The sequence below is a fragment of the Pseudomonas sp. PvP001 genome (assembly GCF_040546375.1).
Lineage (GTDB): Bacteria > Pseudomonadota > Gammaproteobacteria > Pseudomonadales > Pseudomonadaceae > Aquipseudomonas > Aquipseudomonas coleopterorum.
Genome location: NZ_JBEPNQ010000001.1, coordinates 4,283,525 through 4,299,342 on the forward strand (window position 1 = coordinate 4,283,525; position 15,818 = coordinate 4,299,342).

General features: G+C 63.0%; 17 protein-coding genes and 1 pseudogene. 9 read left to right on the forward strand and 9 right to left on the reverse strand.

Annotated features, from left to right (window positions below):
- Positions 1-10 precede the first annotated feature (10 nt).
- The 5 genes from ABMD26_RS19650 to ABMD26_RS19670 are packed head-to-tail and all read left to right on the forward strand — an operon-like array spanning position 11 to position 4,606.
- Positions 11-1,981 (forward strand): heme lyase CcmF/NrfE family subunit, encoded by a 1,971-nt coding sequence (locus ABMD26_RS19650; RefSeq protein WP_354311848.1) that lies wholly within the window; start codon positions 11-13, stop codon positions 1,979-1,981.
- Complete coding sequence (locus ABMD26_RS19655; protein WP_192068002.1) at positions 1,978-2,514, forward strand: DsbE family thiol:disulfide interchange protein; 537 nt, start codon at positions 1,978-1,980, stop codon at positions 2,512-2,514. The genes ABMD26_RS19650 and ABMD26_RS19655 overlap by 4 nt, the downstream gene beginning before the upstream one ends.
- The gene (locus ABMD26_RS19660; RefSeq protein WP_354311312.1) at positions 2,511-2,996 is read left to right on the forward strand and encodes a cytochrome c-type biogenesis protein; all 486 of its coding nucleotides are present in this window, start codon (positions 2,511-2,513) and stop codon (positions 2,994-2,996) included. The genes ABMD26_RS19655 and ABMD26_RS19660 overlap by 4 nt, the downstream gene beginning before the upstream one ends.
- Positions 2,993-4,192 (forward strand): c-type cytochrome biogenesis protein CcmI, encoded by a 1,200-nt coding sequence (gene ccmI / locus ABMD26_RS19665; protein WP_354311315.1) that lies wholly within the window; start codon positions 2,993-2,995, stop codon positions 4,190-4,192. Before ABMD26_RS19660 ends, ccmI begins: the two co-directional genes overlap by 4 nt.
- A gap of 9 nt (positions 4,193-4,201) precedes the next feature.
- On the forward strand, positions 4,202-4,606 hold the full coding sequence (locus tag ABMD26_RS19670; protein WP_049858760.1) for a hypothetical protein: 405 nt from the start codon (positions 4,202-4,204) through the stop codon (positions 4,604-4,606).
- Between the two features lie 16 nt (positions 4,607-4,622).
- On the opposite strand, the pseudogene ABMD26_RS19675 reads toward ABMD26_RS19670, so the two are convergent.
- The 3 genes and pseudogenes from ABMD26_RS19675 to ABMD26_RS19685 form a co-directional block, all read right to left on the reverse strand.
- Positions 4,623-5,622: pseudogene (locus tag ABMD26_RS19675) on the reverse strand (sulfate ABC transporter substrate-binding protein).
- Between the two features lie 98 nt (positions 5,623-5,720).
- The gene (locus ABMD26_RS19680) at positions 5,721-6,536 is read right to left on the reverse strand and encodes an ion transporter (RefSeq protein WP_354311317.1); all 816 of its coding nucleotides are present in this window, start codon (positions 6,534-6,536) and stop codon (positions 5,721-5,723) included.
- 96 nt (positions 6,537-6,632) lie between these two features.
- A complete protein-coding gene (locus tag ABMD26_RS19685) occupies positions 6,633-7,238 on the reverse strand; it encodes a TetR/AcrR family transcriptional regulator (protein WP_049858757.1) in 606 nt (201 codons plus the stop codon).
- A gap of 160 nt (positions 7,239-7,398) precedes the next feature.
- On the opposite strand from ABMD26_RS19685, the gene ABMD26_RS19690 reads away from it, so the two are divergent.
- The gene (locus tag ABMD26_RS19690) at positions 7,399-8,295 is read left to right on the forward strand and encodes a DUF808 domain-containing protein (RefSeq protein ID WP_167649341.1); all 897 of its coding nucleotides are present in this window, start codon (positions 7,399-7,401) and stop codon (positions 8,293-8,295) included.
- Positions 8,296-8,508: 213 nt separating this feature from the next.
- On the opposite strand, the gene ABMD26_RS19695 is transcribed toward ABMD26_RS19690, so the two are convergent.
- The 3 genes from ABMD26_RS19695 to ABMD26_RS19705 are packed head-to-tail and all read right to left on the reverse strand — an operon-like array spanning position 8,509 to position 10,396.
- Positions 8,509-9,351: a DUF3618 domain-containing protein gene (locus ABMD26_RS19695; RefSeq protein WP_354311320.1), complete on the reverse strand. Its 843-nt coding sequence runs from the start codon at positions 9,349-9,351 to the stop codon at positions 8,509-8,511.
- A complete protein-coding gene (locus ABMD26_RS19700) occupies positions 9,348-9,743 on the reverse strand; it encodes a phage holin family protein (protein WP_167649354.1) in 396 nt (131 codons plus the stop codon). Before ABMD26_RS19700 ends, ABMD26_RS19695 begins: the two co-directional genes overlap by 4 nt.
- Positions 9,744-9,778: 35 nt before the next feature.
- On the reverse strand, positions 9,779-10,396 hold the full coding sequence (locus tag ABMD26_RS19705; RefSeq protein WP_354311322.1) for a hypothetical protein: 618 nt from the start codon (positions 10,394-10,396) through the stop codon (positions 9,779-9,781).
- A gap of 393 nt (positions 10,397-10,789) precedes the next feature.
- Between ABMD26_RS19705 and ABMD26_RS19710 the strand changes: the two genes are divergently transcribed.
- Positions 10,790-11,656: a manganese catalase family protein gene (locus tag ABMD26_RS19710; RefSeq protein WP_049858752.1), complete on the forward strand. Its 867-nt coding sequence runs from the start codon at positions 10,790-10,792 to the stop codon at positions 11,654-11,656.
- 138 nt (positions 11,657-11,794) lie between these two features.
- Here ABMD26_RS19710 and ABMD26_RS19715 read toward each other — a convergent pair whose 3' ends face one another.
- The 3 genes from ABMD26_RS19715 to fnr all read right to left on the reverse strand — a co-directional run bounded on the left by ABMD26_RS19715 (position 11,795) and on the right by fnr (position 14,467).
- Entirely contained in the window at positions 11,795-12,856 is a 1,062-nt protein-coding gene (locus ABMD26_RS19715; RefSeq protein ID WP_354311325.1) for an SDR family oxidoreductase, read from the reverse strand.
- 108 nt (positions 12,857-12,964) lie between these two features.
- Complete coding sequence (locus tag ABMD26_RS19720) at positions 12,965-13,513, reverse strand: adenine phosphoribosyltransferase (RefSeq protein ID WP_056843515.1); 549 nt, start codon at positions 13,511-13,513, stop codon at positions 12,965-12,967.
- A gap of 216 nt (positions 13,514-13,729) precedes the next feature.
- A complete protein-coding gene (fnr, locus tag ABMD26_RS19725; protein WP_134723144.1) occupies positions 13,730-14,467 on the reverse strand; it encodes a fumarate/nitrate reduction transcriptional regulator Fnr in 738 nt (245 codons plus the stop codon).
- A gap of 168 nt (positions 14,468-14,635) precedes the next feature.
- Here fnr and ABMD26_RS19730 point away from each other — a divergent pair, with 168 nt between their 5' ends.
- Both ABMD26_RS19730 and ABMD26_RS19735 read left to right on the forward strand, forming a co-directional pair.
- Positions 14,636-14,992: a hypothetical protein gene (locus tag ABMD26_RS19730; protein ID WP_134723142.1), complete on the forward strand. Its 357-nt coding sequence runs from the start codon at positions 14,636-14,638 to the stop codon at positions 14,990-14,992.
- A gap of 21 nt (positions 14,993-15,013) precedes the next feature.
- On the forward strand, positions 15,014-15,766 hold the full coding sequence (locus ABMD26_RS19735; RefSeq protein ID WP_354311329.1) for an SDR family oxidoreductase: 753 nt from the start codon (positions 15,014-15,016) through the stop codon (positions 15,764-15,766).
- Positions 15,767-15,818 lie beyond the last annotated feature (52 nt).

Below are 15,818 nucleotides of genomic sequence, written 5' to 3' on the forward strand. Positions count from 1 at the left end.
CGGTGCTCTGCTGGTGCCCGAGTTGGGCCACTTGGCGATGATCCTGGCGCTGTGTCTGGCCCTGGTCCAGGCCAGCGTGCCCCTGGTGGGCGCCTGGCGCGGTGATCGACTGTGGATGAGCCTGGCACGGCCGGCCGCCTGGGGCCAGTTCACCTTCCTGGTACTGGCGTTCGCGTGCCTGGCTGTAAGCTTTCTGAACGACGATTTTTCCGTGCGCTACGTGGCCGAGAACTCTAACAGCGCATTGCCCTGGTACTACAAGTTCAGCGCCGTATGGGGTGCCCACGAGGGCTCGTTGCTGCTGTGGGCGCTGATCCTGGGCGGCTGGACCTTTGCCGTGTCGATCGGCTCGCGGCAATTGCCCCAGGTCATGCTGGCCCGGGTGCTGGCGGTGATGGGCATGATCAGCGTCGGCTTTCTGTTGTTCCTGATCCTCACGTCCAACCCCTTCGCCCGCGTGCTGCCGCAGATTCCGGCCAACGGTCGCGACCTCAACCCGTTGCTGCAGGACATCGGTCTGATCGTCCATCCGCCGATGCTGTACATGGGCTACGTCGGCTTTTCGGTGGCCTTCGCCTTCGCCATCGCCGCGCTGCTGGGCGGCAAGCTGGACGCCGCCTGGGCGCGTTGGTCGCGCCCCTGGACCATGGTGGCCTGGAGCTTCCTGGGCATCGGCATCACCCTGGGTTCGTGGTGGGCGTACTACGAACTGGGCTGGGGCGGCTGGTGGTTCTGGGACCCGGTTGAAAACGCTTCGTTCATGCCCTGGCTGGTCGGCACCGCGCTGATCCATTCGCTCGCGGTCACCGAGAAGCGCGGCGTGTTCAAGAGCTGGACGGTACTGTTGGCCATCGCCGCGTTTTCCCTGAGCCTGCTGGGGACGTTTTTGGTGCGCTCCGGTGTGCTGACTTCGGTGCACGCGTTCGCCTCGGATCCGACTCGCGGGGTGTTCATCCTGATCTTCCTGTTGTTCGTGGTGGGCGGCTCGTTGACGCTGTTCGCGCTGCGCGCGCCGGTGGTCAAGAGTCATGTGGGCTTCGGCCTGTGGTCGCGGGAGACCCTGCTGCTGGGCAACAACCTGATCCTGGTGGTGGCCGCTTCGATGATTCTGCTGGGCACCCTGTACCCGCTGGCGCTGGATGCGCTGACCGGCGCCAAGCTGTCGGTCGGTCCACCGTATTTCAATGCGCTGTTCGTGCCCCTCATGGCGATGCTGATGCTGGCCATGGCCGTTGGCGTGCTGGTGCGCTGGAAACACACGCCGACCGCCTGGCTGCGTAGCATGCTGGTGCCGGTACTGCTCGGCAGTGCCGTGCTGGCGCCGCTGGCCGCCTGGTGCCTGGGGGATTTCGCCTGGCAGGTGCTGAGCACGTTCGCCCTGGCGGCCTGGGTGGTGCTGGCCGGGGTGCGCGACCTGCACGACAAGACCCGTCACAAGGGCCTGCCCCGCGGCATTGCCGGCTTGCCGCGCAGCTACTGGGGCATGCAGCTGGCTCACTTGGGCATAGCCGTCTGTGCCCTGGGCGTGGTGTTGTCGAGCCACAACAGTGCCCAACGCGATCTGCGCATGGCGCCGGGCGATGCGGTCGATCTGGGTGGCTATCAGTTCATCTTCCAGGGCGCCGAGCCTTACCGGGGACCGAATTTCAGCGCCCAGCGGGGCAGTGTTCAAGTCCTGCGCAATGGCGTGCAAGTGAGCCTGCTGCATCCGGAAAAACGCTTGTACAGCGTGCAGCAATCGGTGATGACCGAGGCCGGCATCGATGCCGGCTTCACCCGCGACCTGTATGTCGCGCTGGGCGAACCCCTGGAAAACGGCGCGTGGGCGGTGCGGATCCACGTCAAGCCATTCGTGCGCTGGATCTGGCTGGGTGGGCTGATGACCGGTCTGGGCGGCTTCCTCGCCGCACTGGACCGGCGCTATCGCATCAAGGTCAAGGCGCGTGTGCGTGACGTATTGGGCAAAGGGGCCGTGGCATGAAGCGTTGGCTGTTGGCGGTGCCGCTGGGGGCTTTTCTGGTGCTGGCCGTGCTGCTCTACCGCGGGCTCTATCTTGACCCCGCGCAGTTGCCGTCGGCCCTGATCGGCAAGCCGTTTCCCGAGTTCAGCCTGCCTGACACTCAGGGCCAACGAACGCTGACTCGAGCCGATCTGCTGGGCAAGCCGGCCTTGGTCAATGTCTGGGGGACCTGGTGCGTGGCCTGCCGCGTCGAACATCCCGTGCTCAACACGCTGGCCGAGCAGGGCGTGCTGATCTACGGCATCAACTACAAAGATGACAACGTGGCAGCACGGCGCTGGCTGGCCGATTATCACAATCCCTACACGCTGGACATCAACGACAAGGACGGCAGCCTGGGCTTGAACCTGGGTGTGTACGGCGCACCGGAGACCTTCCTTATCGACGCCAGGGGCGTGATTCGCCACAAGTGGGTCGGGGTCATCGACCAGACCGTTTGGCGCGAGCAACTGGCGCCGTTGTACCAGGCGCTGCTCGACGAGGCCCGGCCATGAAGCGCTGGCTGATGCTGTTAATACTGCTGTTGAGCCTGTCCGGCGTGGCACGGGCTGCCATCGATACCTATCAGTTCGCCAACGACCAGATGCGCGAGCGCTTTCACCAATTGACCCAGCAACTGCGCTGCCCCAAGTGCCAGAACCAGGACATCGCCGATTCCAATGCGCCCATCGCCAGTGACCTGCGCCGCGAGATCCATCGGCTGTTGACCGAGGGCAAGGATGACGGGCAGATCATCGACTTCATGGTCGATCGCTACGGTGAGTTCGTCCGTTACAAGCCAGCGCTGACCGCGCGTACCGGATTGCTCTGGTTCGGCCCGGCAGTTTTGTTGGTGGTCGGCGTGGGCGTGATCGCGCTGACCTTGCGACGTCGGCGCAGGCAACCCGCCACCAGCCCGCGGGATCTCGACCCCGCCGAACGCGCCCGTTTGGCCACGTTGCTCGCTCAAAAACCGTTGGATGAAGACCGCCCATGATCGATTTCTGGCTCGCTGCCGGCCTGTTGCTGCTGCTCGCCCTGGGTTTCCTGCTGATACCGTTGCTGCGTGCCCGTGGCAGCCAGCCCGAGCAGGACCGCACCGCCCTCAACGTGGCGCTGTACCAAGAGCGCCTGGCCGAACTGAATACGCAACAGGCTGCAGGCGTATTGACAGCCGCTCAGTTGGAAAGCGGCCAGGCCGAGGCCGCCCGCGAGTTGCTGGCCGATACCGAGGGCGGGGAAGTGGTCGCTGACACCCGTCTGGGCCGCTCGATACCGCTGGTGGCTGCGGTTCTGGTGCCGGTGCTGGGGCTCGTGTTGTACCTGCACTATGGCGCCAGCGACCAGGTCGAGTTGAGCCGCGAGTTCGCCGTACCGCCGACCTCCATGGCGCAAATGACGGCGCGCCTGGAACAGGCTGTGCAGATGCAGCCGGAAGCTGTGGAGGGGGTGTACATCTTGGGTCGGACCTACATGGCGCAGAACCGGCCGGCGCAGGCAGCCGAATTGTTCGAGCGCGCCGCAAAACTCAGCGGTCGTCAGCCAGAGGTACTGGGGCAGTGGGCGCAAGCGCTGTATTTCGCTGCAGGCAAGAAATGGTCCGAGCAGATCCAGGCACTCACTGACGAAGCCCTGCTGGGTGATCCGAAGGAAGCCACCAGTTTGGGCTTGGTCGGCATTGCCGCGTTCGAAGGGCGCGATTTCGACAAGGCCATCGCTTACTGGGAGCGCCTGCAGGCCACCCTCCCGGACAAGGACCCCGCGCGCACGGCATTGCAGGGCGGAATCGAACGGGCTCGTGGCCAACTGGCCGCCGCTGGCAGGTCACCGGTCTCCCAGCCCGCTTCGGCACGCACCGGATTGAAGGTGCAGGTGGCCCTGGCACCCGCCGTGGCGGCCAGGGTCCAGCCGGGCGACAGCGTGTTCGTCTTTGCCCGCGCGGTGTCCGGGCCGCCCATGCCACTGGCGGTCAAGCGCCTGACGGTCGCCGACCTGCCGGCCCAGGTCGAACTGGCGGACAGCGATGCGATGATGCCGCAGCTGAAACTGTCGAACTTTCCCGAAGTCCAACTGATCGCCCGGATATCCAGGGCCGGCCAGCCCACGCAGGGCGAATGGCTGGCGCGAGGTGCGCCGATCGCCAGCGACAGCGCCGCCGTGCAGCAATTGATGATCGACAGCCCTGACCTGTAGAGAGATGCCATGAACCGTTTAGCTCGAATGGCCGTCATCGGCCTGGCCCTGGGCATGAGTGCCTGCGCCGTGCAGCGCCCGTCCGAACCTGCGCCGCAGCCACCGGTGCAGACCCTGCCACCGACAGGACCGAGCACCGCGCCCACTCCAGCCCCACCTGCGACGCCCACGCCACCCGCGCCCAAGCCGATGCCGCGGACCTCGGCCAGCTTCGCCCCGCCTCCGGGCGGTGCCAGTCATTGGGACCCGAGCCTGGGCGTCTACGTGCTCGAAGACCAGCCTGACACCTACTATCGCCAGCGCACTTACTACCGCTGGAACGACGGCTGGAGCTGGGCCACCAGCCCCAAAGGCCCATGGGAAGCCACCGACACCACCGGCGTGCCGGCTGGCTTGGGGCGCAAGCATCCCTGAGGTTTGAACGCGGCGGTTATTGGCCGGTATAGATCTGGTCGAACACGCCGCCGTCGTTGAAGTGGGTCTTCTGCACGCTGCGCCAGTCGCCGAAGGTTTTCTCCACCGAAAGGAATTCGACTTTCGGGAAGCGATCGGTGAATTTGGCCAGCACCGCTGGATCACGCGGACGCAGGTAGTTGTTGGCGGCGATTTCCTGACCTTCCGGCGACCACAGGTACTTCAGGTATTCGTCGGCCGCGGCACGCGTGCCCTTTCTGTCGACGACCTTGTCGACCACGCTGACGGGTGGCTCGGCCTCGGCTGAAACGCTGGGGTACACCACTTCGAACTGATCGCGGCCGAACTCGCGGGCGATCATTTCGGCTTCGTTCTCGAAGGTGATCAGCACATCGCCGATCTGGTTGGTCATGAACGTGGTGGTCGCGCCGCGTCCACCGGTGTCCAGGACCGGTGCCTGCTTGAACAGCTTGCCGACGAAGTCGCGGGCCTTGTTTTCATCGCCACCGTTCTTGAGCACATAGCCCCAGGCCGACAGGTAGGTGTAGCGCCCGTTGCCGGAGGTCTTGGGATTGGGGACGATGACCTGCACGCCGTCCTTGAGCAGGTCGGGCCAGTCCTTCAGCGCCTTGGGGTTGCCCTTGCGCACGATGAACACGGTCGCCGAGGTGAACGGTGCGCTGTTGTTCGGCAGGCGCGTGACCCAGTCGTCGGGCACCAACTTGCCGTTATCGGCCAAGGCATTGATGTCGGTGGCCATGTTCATGGTGATGACGTCCGCCGGCAGACCGTCGATGACCGAACGCGCCTGCTTGCTCGAACCGCCGAAGGACATCTGCACGGTGATGGCTTCGTTGTGTTCGGCTTGCCAGTGCTTCTGGAACGCACTGTTTGTAGTCCTTGTAGAAGTCGCGCATCACGTCGTACGAGACGTTGAGCAGGCTGGGCGCGGCCTGGGCCAGGCTGGTCAGGCCCAAGCCTGCCGCCAACAGCGAGGCACCGATCAATTTTTTCACTGCAGTTCCCTCTTCGAGCGTTCTTGGAAATAGGCGGCATTATGCCTGCGCCCCGCGGCCAGGCGTTATGGGGGCGATTAGATCAAAAAGGGCGGTGCTTATAGCGCTTTCTTGAACAGCGCGTTGCCACACTGGGAGCAGAACGAGGCAGTCTGTTCGTGGCTGCGTTTGTGGCACACCCCGCACTCGTGCTGCAGGCCTTCGCTGCGCATGGCGTTGGCCAGTTCGGCAGTGAAGATGCCGGTGGGCACGGCGATGATCGAATAACCGGTGATCATCACCATCGCCGAGAGCACCTGGCCGATCGGCGTGATCGGTACGATATCGCCGTACCCTACCGTGGTCAGCGTGACGATGGCCCAGTAGATGCCCGTGGGAATGTTGGCGAAACCGTTCTGTGGGCCCTCGACCACGTACATCAGCGTGCCGAACACCGTGACCAGGGTGCTGACACTGACCAGGAAGACGATGATCTTCTGCCGACTGCCACGCAGGGCCGCCAGCAGGTAGTTGGCCTGCTTCAGGTACGGGCTGAGCTTGAGCACGCGGAAGATCCGCAGCATGCGCACCACGCGCACGATCATCAGGTACTGGGCGTCGCTGTAGTAGATGGCCAGGATGCCGGGGACGATCGCCAGCAGGTCGATCAGGCCGTAGAAGCTGAACGCATAGCGCAGCGGCTTGGGCGAGCAGTACAGGCGCAGCAGGTACTCCACGGCAAAAATGAACGTGAAGCCCCATTCGATCCAGGCGAACAGGTCGGCGTATTGGCTGTGCACCGTCTCGACGCTGTCGATGATCACCACCAGCAGGCTGGCGAGGATGATCAGCAACAAGGTCTTGTCGAAGCGGCGTCCGGCAGGGGTGTCGCTCTGGAAGACGACGACGTACAGGCGATCACGCAGAGTGGTCATGGCAAAGGGGTTCCCAAGAAGGCGCACAGCGTAGGAGCTTTGCCGCGTCGGTGCAAGGCTGTGCGCCGACGTCGTCGCCGGTGTTGCGAGGAGGTTCTATTCCGGCGCGCAGCCCTTGAGCACCAGGCGCGTGATGGTGTCGATGGCTGCTTCGTAATCGCTGTCGTCGAGCTTGGCCTTGCCGGTGATCGAAGCGATCTGCCAGTCGAAGTCGGCGTAGGTCTGCGTCGCGGCCCAGATGCTGAACATCAGATGATGAGGGTCCACTGGGGCAATCTGCCCACGATCGATCCAGGTCTGCAGACACTGGATGTTGTGCAATGCCTGGGCGTTGAGCTGCTCGACCTGATCGGCGCTCAGGTGCGGCGCGCCGTGCATGATTTCGCTGGCGAACACTTTCGAGGCGAAGGGCAGGGCGCGGGAGATGTGGATCTTGGAGCGGATATAGGCGCGCAGCACCGCCTGCGGCTCGCCGGCCGTATCGAACGGCGTGGAGGCCTGCAGGATTGGCGTGATGATGCTTTCCAGCACCTCGCGGTAGAGGTTTTCCTTGGACTTGAAGTAGTAGTAGACGTTGGGCTTGGGCACGCCGGCCTTGCTGGCGATGTCCTGGGTCTTGGCGGCGGCGAAACCCTTGTCGGCGAATTCTTCGCTCGCCGCACGCAGGATGAGGGCCTTGTTGCGCTCGCGAATACTGCTCATGGTGGGCAAAGATCCTTGTTTCTGCGCAGTGGCATCCGGCCGCGCCGGAGGGTCTGCGATGGTAGCACCGGCCTTGCCGAGCGCTCAACAACGGCCCGCCGGGGAACTAAGCCGGGGTCCCATGCGTCAGCCACCTAACTCACCCATAAGGATGCTCCCCGTGGCCGCAGGCAATTTGCTGACGCTTCTCGACGATATCGCGACCCTGCTCGACGACGTTTCCCTGGCCGCGAAGAAAACCGCTGGGGTGCTGGGGGACGATCTGGCGCTCAACGCCCAACAGGTCACCGGGGTCAAGGCGGATCGCGAACTGCCGGTGGTCTGGGCAGTGGCGAAGGGCTCCTTGCTGAACAAGGCGATCCTGGTGCCGGCGGCGCTGTTGATCAGCGCGTTCGCGCCGTGGCTGATCACGCCGCTGTTGATGATCGGCGGTGCCTATCTGTGTTTCGAAGGTTTCGAAAAGGTGGTGCACAAGTTCCTGCACAAGGACTCGGCTGCTGACCTTGAGCAGCGCAAGGCTGCCATGGCCGATGCCAAGGTCGATATGGTCGCGTTCGAGAAGGACAAGATCAAAGGCGCGGTGCGCACCGATTTCATCCTTTCGGCGGAAATCATCGTGCTGGCCTTGGGGGTGGTGTCCACGCGGCCCTTCCTGGACCAGGTCGGCGTGCTGGTGATCACGGCGGTGCTGATTACCGTCGGTGTCTATGGGCTGGTGGCCGGCATCGTCAAGCTGGACGATGTGGGGCTGTACCTCAAGCAGAAAACCGGATCGGCCAGCCAGGCGTTGGGCAATGGTCTGCTGTGGCTGGCGCCGGTGTTGATGAAGGTGTTATCGATTCTGGGCACCATCGCCATGTTTCTGGTGGGTGGCGGCATCATCGCCCACGGCCTGCCATTCGTGCATCACGTCAGCGAAGCAGCGGTGGCATTGGCCGGTGGTGGCGTGATGGGCACGGTGGCCAGCACCTTGGTGGACGCGCTGACCGGTATCCTTACCGGCGCCGTGGTCCTGGCCGTTGTCACCCTTGGCAAGAAGCTCTTCGGCAAATCCTAGCCCCTGTAGCAGCGGAGCAAGCCGCGTCCGGTCACGACGCGGTCCGACAGTTACATCGTATATACCGCCGACGCGGCTCGCGCCGCTGCTACAGGCACTGCAAGCCGCGTCCGGCCACGACGCGGTCCGACTGTTACACCGTATCCACCGCCGACGCGGCTCGCGCCGCTGCTACAGGTGCCGCGTCAGGGTTTGCCTGGTGTTCTGCCGGGTTCAGGGCTTCATGCCCAGCCCTGAGGACAGGTCCGTACCCTGGCTCGCCATGGCAGGCGTGACAGGGGACGGTGCGGCGGACGGTTCGGGTGCCTTGTCGGTCGCCTGCTTCACCGTATCCTTGGCAACCGCATAGGCTTCCTGCCCCTTGGACTTGAGCGTATCGGCCAGGTCATCTCGCGTCTGTCCCATCAACTCATTTTCCTTGCGCGTCGAGGGCAATGCCGCGCCCAACGCCGCTCCCAGAGCAATGCCGATGGCCGCAAGCACCAACGGCTGCTCTTTGAGCAGTTGCTCGAACTGACCTTTCACCTCGCTGGCCTGCTCCTGCACGCGTTGACCGACGTCATGAGCCTTGTCGGTGAGCTGGCTTGCCGTAGCGTCCAGAGAATCAGTGGCCCGGTCAGACAGGTCACCCGCCTTGGAGCGCAGGCTTTGTCCGTGGTCACGCGCCGTATCGGCCGCGCCATTCAGGCGATCACCCGCACCCGAGAACGCCTGGCTGACCTGATCCACCACTTGACTGACCTTCCCGCCCAACCCCGACCCACTCGACATCGAACCGGGCTGAAATGGCTTGTTCTGATTCATCGCCAACCAGGCCAGACCGACCCCGGTGAGCACCGTGGGCACCGGATTGTTCTTCAAGGTCGTGCCCAGGTTCTGGAAGAACTCACCGCCGTTGCCCTTGGTGTACGACAGGGCCTGGTCGAACAACTGGCCCGGCGTGAACCGGCTTTCCAGGGAATCGACCAGATTGCTGATGCTGGCACGCTTGGCGTCGATCTCGCGTTCCAGGTCTTCCGGGCTTTTGTCCAGATCGCTATTCAATGAGCTGCTCATGAGACTTTCCTCTTCAATGCTTCCTTGTCCTGTTGCATGGCGTGCAGGGTCCGGTCCGGCGTGAAGTGCGACGCTTCGAACTGCTTCTTGCCCGACTGCAACATGATGAAACCGACGATCACGGTGATACCGCCCACGATCAGCGCGGCGAGCCACAGTTGCATCACGTTACCCAGGCCATACACGGCCGCCATCAGCAGGATGATGAAACCGGCCAATAGCACGATCGCACCGCCCGCCACGGCGGCGATGCCCGCCTTCAGCGTGGTCAGGCTCTGCTGCATTTCGGCCTTGGCCAGTGCCAGCTCTTTGGTGAACAGCTCCGGCACCTCGCGCGTCAACTGCCGCAGCAGGCCGCCGATGGAGGCATCGTCCTGGCGGACCGAGTCCATACGTTCCTGGGGTGTGTCGAACGGATCGTTGCTCATCACAGAGCCTCCCGTGGCGGCGTGGGCGTCGAGTACAGCGTGGTCCCGCCCAGCGGCGGACTGACGGCGGCCTGGGTGGCCGGTTCCGGGGCGCTGGCCGCGGCAGGATCGGCCGACAATGGCGGCACGGAGGTCTGGTATTGCGGTAGGTCGGAAGGCGCAGGCGAGCTCGAACCTGGCGTGGACGGCGCGCTGGCGCTGGCGCGCAGGAACCGCGACAGCGCGAAGCCTATCGCCACGCTGCCGGCCAGGAACACGGCCGGATTGTCCCGTGCCAACTGCGCGCCCTTGTGCAGAAGCTCTTCGGCGCTCTTGTCGCGAACCTGGTCGGCAAAGGTGCCAAGCCCTGATGCCAGTTGACCTAGGTATTGCGACAAACCCAGGGTGTCCTTGCTCTCCAGCGCAGAAGCAGCCGATTGCGCGCTGTCCACCAGGGAATCGATCTGATCGGTGGCCAGGTCGCGCAGGTGTTCGTACTGTTCGGCGCCCTGCTGCTTGGCGTCGCTCAATGCAGCGCCAGCCTCGTCGGCCAGCACCTGCAGGTGCTCTTGCGGCGTGCTGCCTGCGGACGTATTGGCGTCAGCCTCGTCGCTGGCAGGTCGTTGCGTCGTATCCATTGCTTTTCTCCCATCATTGGAATGAGCACAGGGCACAAAGCACAGCTTGCCGAGCACAGGTTTACCGCGACACTCAAGCGGATGACGTCCGCTACTTCTCAATAGTTCACGCCGGTGGATGAATGCCTGATTTAAAGGGTTCGATAAATACGTGTGCGCCTGGCTGAATAACTATCATTGCGCACTTATTGAAACGATAAACCCATGCTAATGTGCCAGCAGTCATTCTTTTATAAATAACCTTTCGTCCGGCTGGCCAATATAAATGGCATTAACTCGGCGAACTATCTTCCTACTTAGGACGGCGTTGTTTCAGTGGCTCTCGTTTATCGGGAGTTGCCGTGTGCCGATCCATGACCCGATAGCATAATTAGATAGCCTGAGGATTTGACAATGTTCTTGCACAACAAGCGTTTGCAATACACCGTGCGCGTTGCCGCACCCAATCCCGGACTGGCTAACCTGTTGCTGGAACAATTCGGTGGCGCACAGGGCGAACTGGCTGCTGCGGCGCGCTACTTCACCCAGGCTCTGGCCGAGGATGATCCGGGCCGCAAGGACCTGCTGATGTCCATCGCCACCGAAGAACTGAGCCACCTGGAAATCGTCGGTTCGATCATCGTCATGCTCAACAAGGGCGCCAAAGGCCAACTGGCCGAAGGCGTGCAGGAAGAGGGCGAGTTGTACCGTGCCATTAACGGTGCTGGCAATGACTCTCATATCACCAGCCTGCTTTATGGTGCCGGTGCGCCCTTGGTCAACTCGGCCGGTGTGCCGTGGACGGCCGCCTATATCGATACCATTGGTGAACCCACTGCCGATATGCGCTCCAATATCGCCGCCGAGTCGCGGGCGAAGATTGTCTACGAGCGGTTGATGAATGTGACCGATGATCCAGGCGTGAAAGAAGCGCTGGGCTTTTTGATGACGCGTGAAATAGCGCATCAATTGTCATTCGAGAAAGCCTTGCACTCCATTCAGCCCAACTTTCCCCAGGGCAAGTTGCCGGGCATGCCGGAATTCACCAACAAGTATTTCAATATGTCGGGTGAGCCGAACGTACGTGGGCCGTGGAATCAGGGTGAAGAGTGGGAGTTCGTCGAATCACCCGAGCCTGCGGTCGACGGCGGTGATGGCAGCGCTTCGGTAACCTTGTCTGCAGACGATGCGGATGTACTGGAAGCCATGAAGCTGCGCACCGAGTCCGATCCGGATGCGGACCCAGTCACCGGGGCCGATCTGGGCTCGGGCAAGGCGTAAGGCACTATGCTCTGAGCGCTGTACGGATCAGGCGCAAAAAAAGCCCCCCGCAGCCAGGCTGCAGGGGGCTTTTTCGTGCTGCACTATCTGCGCATACCCCAGCTGTCGCCGACGCGGCCCGCGCCGCTGCTACAGCGTTCAAGGAATCAGGCGTTCGCTGCGCAGCTTCTCGAACACGTCGAAGAACGCCTGATCGCTGGCCTGAAATTCCGTGAAGCCCAGTCGACGGCTCTTGGACACATCAGTGACCACCTCGATCGGACGGCCCAGATCGGCATCGGTGTGCCAAGGTGAAACCAGCCGATCGATATCCGCTTCGCGCAGGCCATGCTTCTGGGCCAACTGTTGCCATACTTCGGCGTCGTCGGTCATTTGCTCTGCCAGGGGCGTGATCTGCTGCGGATAGGGCGCTGCCTCGACACCGAACCAGTCGGCGATCTGCTGCCACATCCAGCTCCAACGGAATACGTCACCGTTGGTCACGTTGAAAGCCTGATTGGCCGCCGCGGGAGTCGTACTGGCCCAGAGCAACTGTTTGGCCAGCAAACGGGCGTCGGTCATGTCGGTCAGGCTGTCCCACTGCACGCGCGAGCCGGGGAACACGAACGGGCGGCCGGTGGCTTTGCAGATGGCGGCATACACCGCCAAGGTGGTCGCCATGTTCATGGCGTTGCCTACAGCCACACCGGTAATGGTGTGAGGGCGATGCACGCTCCAGGTGAAACCATCGCGCTCGGCGGCGGCGAACACTTCATCTTCCTGGGCGTAATAGAAGTTCTCGACGTCCAGGCGACCCTGCTCCTCACGAAACGGGGTCTGCGGCAGGCTGCCCTTGCCGTAGTTTTCGAACGGGCCCAGGTAGTGCTTGAGACCGGTAACCAGGGCCACGTGCTTGACGCTTCCAGCCGCGCGCAAGGCGTCGAGCACATTGCGCACCATGGCGGCGTTGACGCGGATGTTCTCCGCTTCGGTGTCCTGGCGGGCCCAGGTGGTCAAAAAGACGTGGGTGGGCTTGAGCCCGGCCAGCGCCGTGGCCAGTGAAGCCGGGTCCATCAGGTCAGCCTGGACAGGGGTGACACCCTCGGCCACGGCTGGCTTGCGCGCCAATCCGGCAACCTGCCAACCCTGGTCGAGCAGCAGCCGCGAAGTCGCGCTGCCAACGATGCCGCTGGCGCCTACCACCAATGCAGAATGAGTCATGTTGTCTCCCGTTTTGAATGGATGCTGTGGCGTTGGACCGCAACATCCCGCAGGGGACTGCATCGAATTACGTGTGGTGGGACGTCGCAGCGCGGCTGCGCAGAGCGCCTAGCGCTCGTCGAGGGCGAAGCGGGTCAGGCAGAAGGTACCGACTCCGGCGTCCCGAAGACGCTGCGAGCCTTGCAGTTCGGGCAGGTCGATGATGGCCGCCGCCTCGAACACCTCCGCGCCCATCCGCCGAACCAGATTGGCCGCCGCGATCAGTGTGCCGCCGGTAGCGATCAGGTCATCGAACAGCACCAGCGAGTCCCCTTCGCAGAGGCTGTCGGCGTGCACTTCCAGAAACGCTTCGCCGTATTCGGTCTGATAACCCTCGCACAGCACGTCCGCCGGCAGCTTGCCTTGCTTGCGGAACAGGATCAGCGGCTTGTTCAGCTCATGGGCGACGATGGAGCCGATCAGAAAACCACGCGCATCCATCGCGCCGATGTGGCTGAACTGAGCGTCGATGTAGCGGTGCACGAAACTGTCGATTACCAGGCGCAGGGCCTTGGGTGATTGAAACAACGGGGTGATGTCGCGAAACACCACGCCGGGCTTGGGGAAATCCGGTACGGGGCGGATCAGGGACTTGAAGCTGTGTTCGTCGAAAACCATCGGTCTTAGCTCTGGAAGGGCAGGGATGGCGCAGTATAACCTTCACCGCTGGCCAGTACTGCCCCGCCGGCTGCGGTCATTTGACTAGGCTGTGTGTGAAAAGCCTTGATACTCGGTGATGCTGCGTTGAAAACAGCCTCGGAATGCTCATTTACAACCCGTAAACTCCGCTTCCTCGGCTGTTTTCGCCTTGCCTGACCTTCGTCTCAAGACTTTTCACACAGACCCTAGGGTGCCACCGGCCACCGCGCATAGTTGCTGCGCATCCAGGATGCGCACTTCCTTTCCGTGGGCTTCAAGCAGGCCGTTCTGCTGGAAACGGGTGAACACCCGCGACACTGTTTCCACCGCCAGGCCGAGAAAGTTGCCGATTTCGTTGCGCGACATGCTCAGGCGAAACTGCACGGCCGAGTAGCCGCGGGCGGTATGCCGAGCCGACAGGTTGACCAGAAAGGTGGCGATGCGCTCGTCGGCGGTCTTCTTCGACAGCAGCAGCATCATCTGTTGGTCGTCGCGGATCTCGCGGCTCATCACCCGCATCAGTTGGCGACGCAACTGCGGCAGTTGCACCGACAGCTCGTCCAGACGCTCGAAGGGAATCTCGCACACCGAAGTGGTTTCCTGGGCCTGCGCGGTCACCGGGTACGTCTGGCTGTCCACCCCGGACAGTCCCAGCAGTTCGCTGGGCAGATGAAAACCGGTGATCTGCTCTTCACCGTTGTCACTCAGGCTGAACGTCTTCAACGCACCTGAACGCACCGCGTACACGGCATCGAAGGCTTCGCCCTGGCGAAACAGGAACTCGCCTTTCTTCAGCGGGCGGCCGCGCTTGACGATATCGTCCAGCGCATCCATGTCGGCCAGTTCCAGCGACAGGGGCAGGCACAGGGGCGCCAGGCTGCAGTCCTTGCAATGGGTCTGATGAGTGGCGCGGTTTTTCGCCGGCTCGGACATTGTTCGATCCTTGTGGAAACATCTTGATAAGTACGTGTGACGGGACAAGGGTAACCCAGCCAGCCGCTCTCAGGCCAACAACCGCCATCGGGCTTGGGGAACTACGGATGAGCCACGGGCTCAGCTACAACAGGAAAGCCACCGCGTCACAGCCAAAGGTAGATACCCATGAACACGCTTTTTCGTGCCCTGAAATACAGCGGGGTGATCGGCATGCTCTTGTCGGCCTCATGCGGCGTCGGTGCCGCAACCGGGCTCAGCGCCTCGAGTCCTGCGTCGGGTGGCGGGGGCGGTTCGACCGTGAATACGGCCCCGGCAGCCAACACTGCGCAGCCCCAGGCCAATACCACACGCAACCCGTCCAGCAGCATGAATCGCGCCCCGGCCACCCGAAGTTCGAGTACGATCCAAGAGCCCACGTCCTCCTCACCGTCGGACACGACCGACACCTTGCAACAGCAGCGCCAGCAGAGCGGTGCGCAGATGATCGAAGAACGCAAGGGGCGGGCGGCGGACAGCAACTGACCCCAAACCAGAGGAACAAGCATGTCGAAGAGAATAGCGTTGGTGACGGGCGCCGGCAGCGGCATCGGCCGGGCGACCGCCCTGGGGCTGGCAGCCGATGGTTTCTGTGTGGTGCTGGCGGGCAGACGCCTGGACGCCGTGCAGGCGGTGGCGCAGCAGATCGCAGAGCAGGGCGGTGAAGCCCTGGCAGTGGCGGCAGACGTCCGCGACAGCGGCAGCGTCGACGCTCTGTTCGCCAAGGTCGAGCAGACGTACGGGCGCCTCGATGTGATTTTCAACAATGCGGGCATTGGCGCCCCTGCGGTGCCGATCGACGAGCTGGACGTGGTCAAGTGGGCCGACGTTCTGCAGACCAATGTCACCGGCGTGTTTCTATGCTGCCGCGCCGCGTTCGGGCTGATGCGCCGCCAGCAACCGCAAGGCGGACGGATCATCAACAACGGTTCGATTTCGGCGCACACGCCACGCAGTTTCAGCATGCCCTATACCGCCAGCAAGCACGCCGTGCTCGGCATCACCAAAAGCCTGGCGCTCGATGGCCGCGAGTTCAACATCGCCTGCAGCCAGATCGATATCGGCAATGCCCTGACCGAACTGTCGGCACGCATGACCAAGGGTGTACGCCAGGCCAATGGCGACATCGCCGTCGAACCCATGGTCGACATGGAGCATGTGGTCGATGCAGTTCGTTACATCGCCAAGCTGCCGCTGTCGGCGAACGTGTTGAACATGACCGTGATGGCCACCAATATGCCGTTCGTGGGGCGAGGCTGAAACGCCTCCTCGCGATTCGGGCGGTCTCGCTGCGCTGTCGATCGGCGCGGAT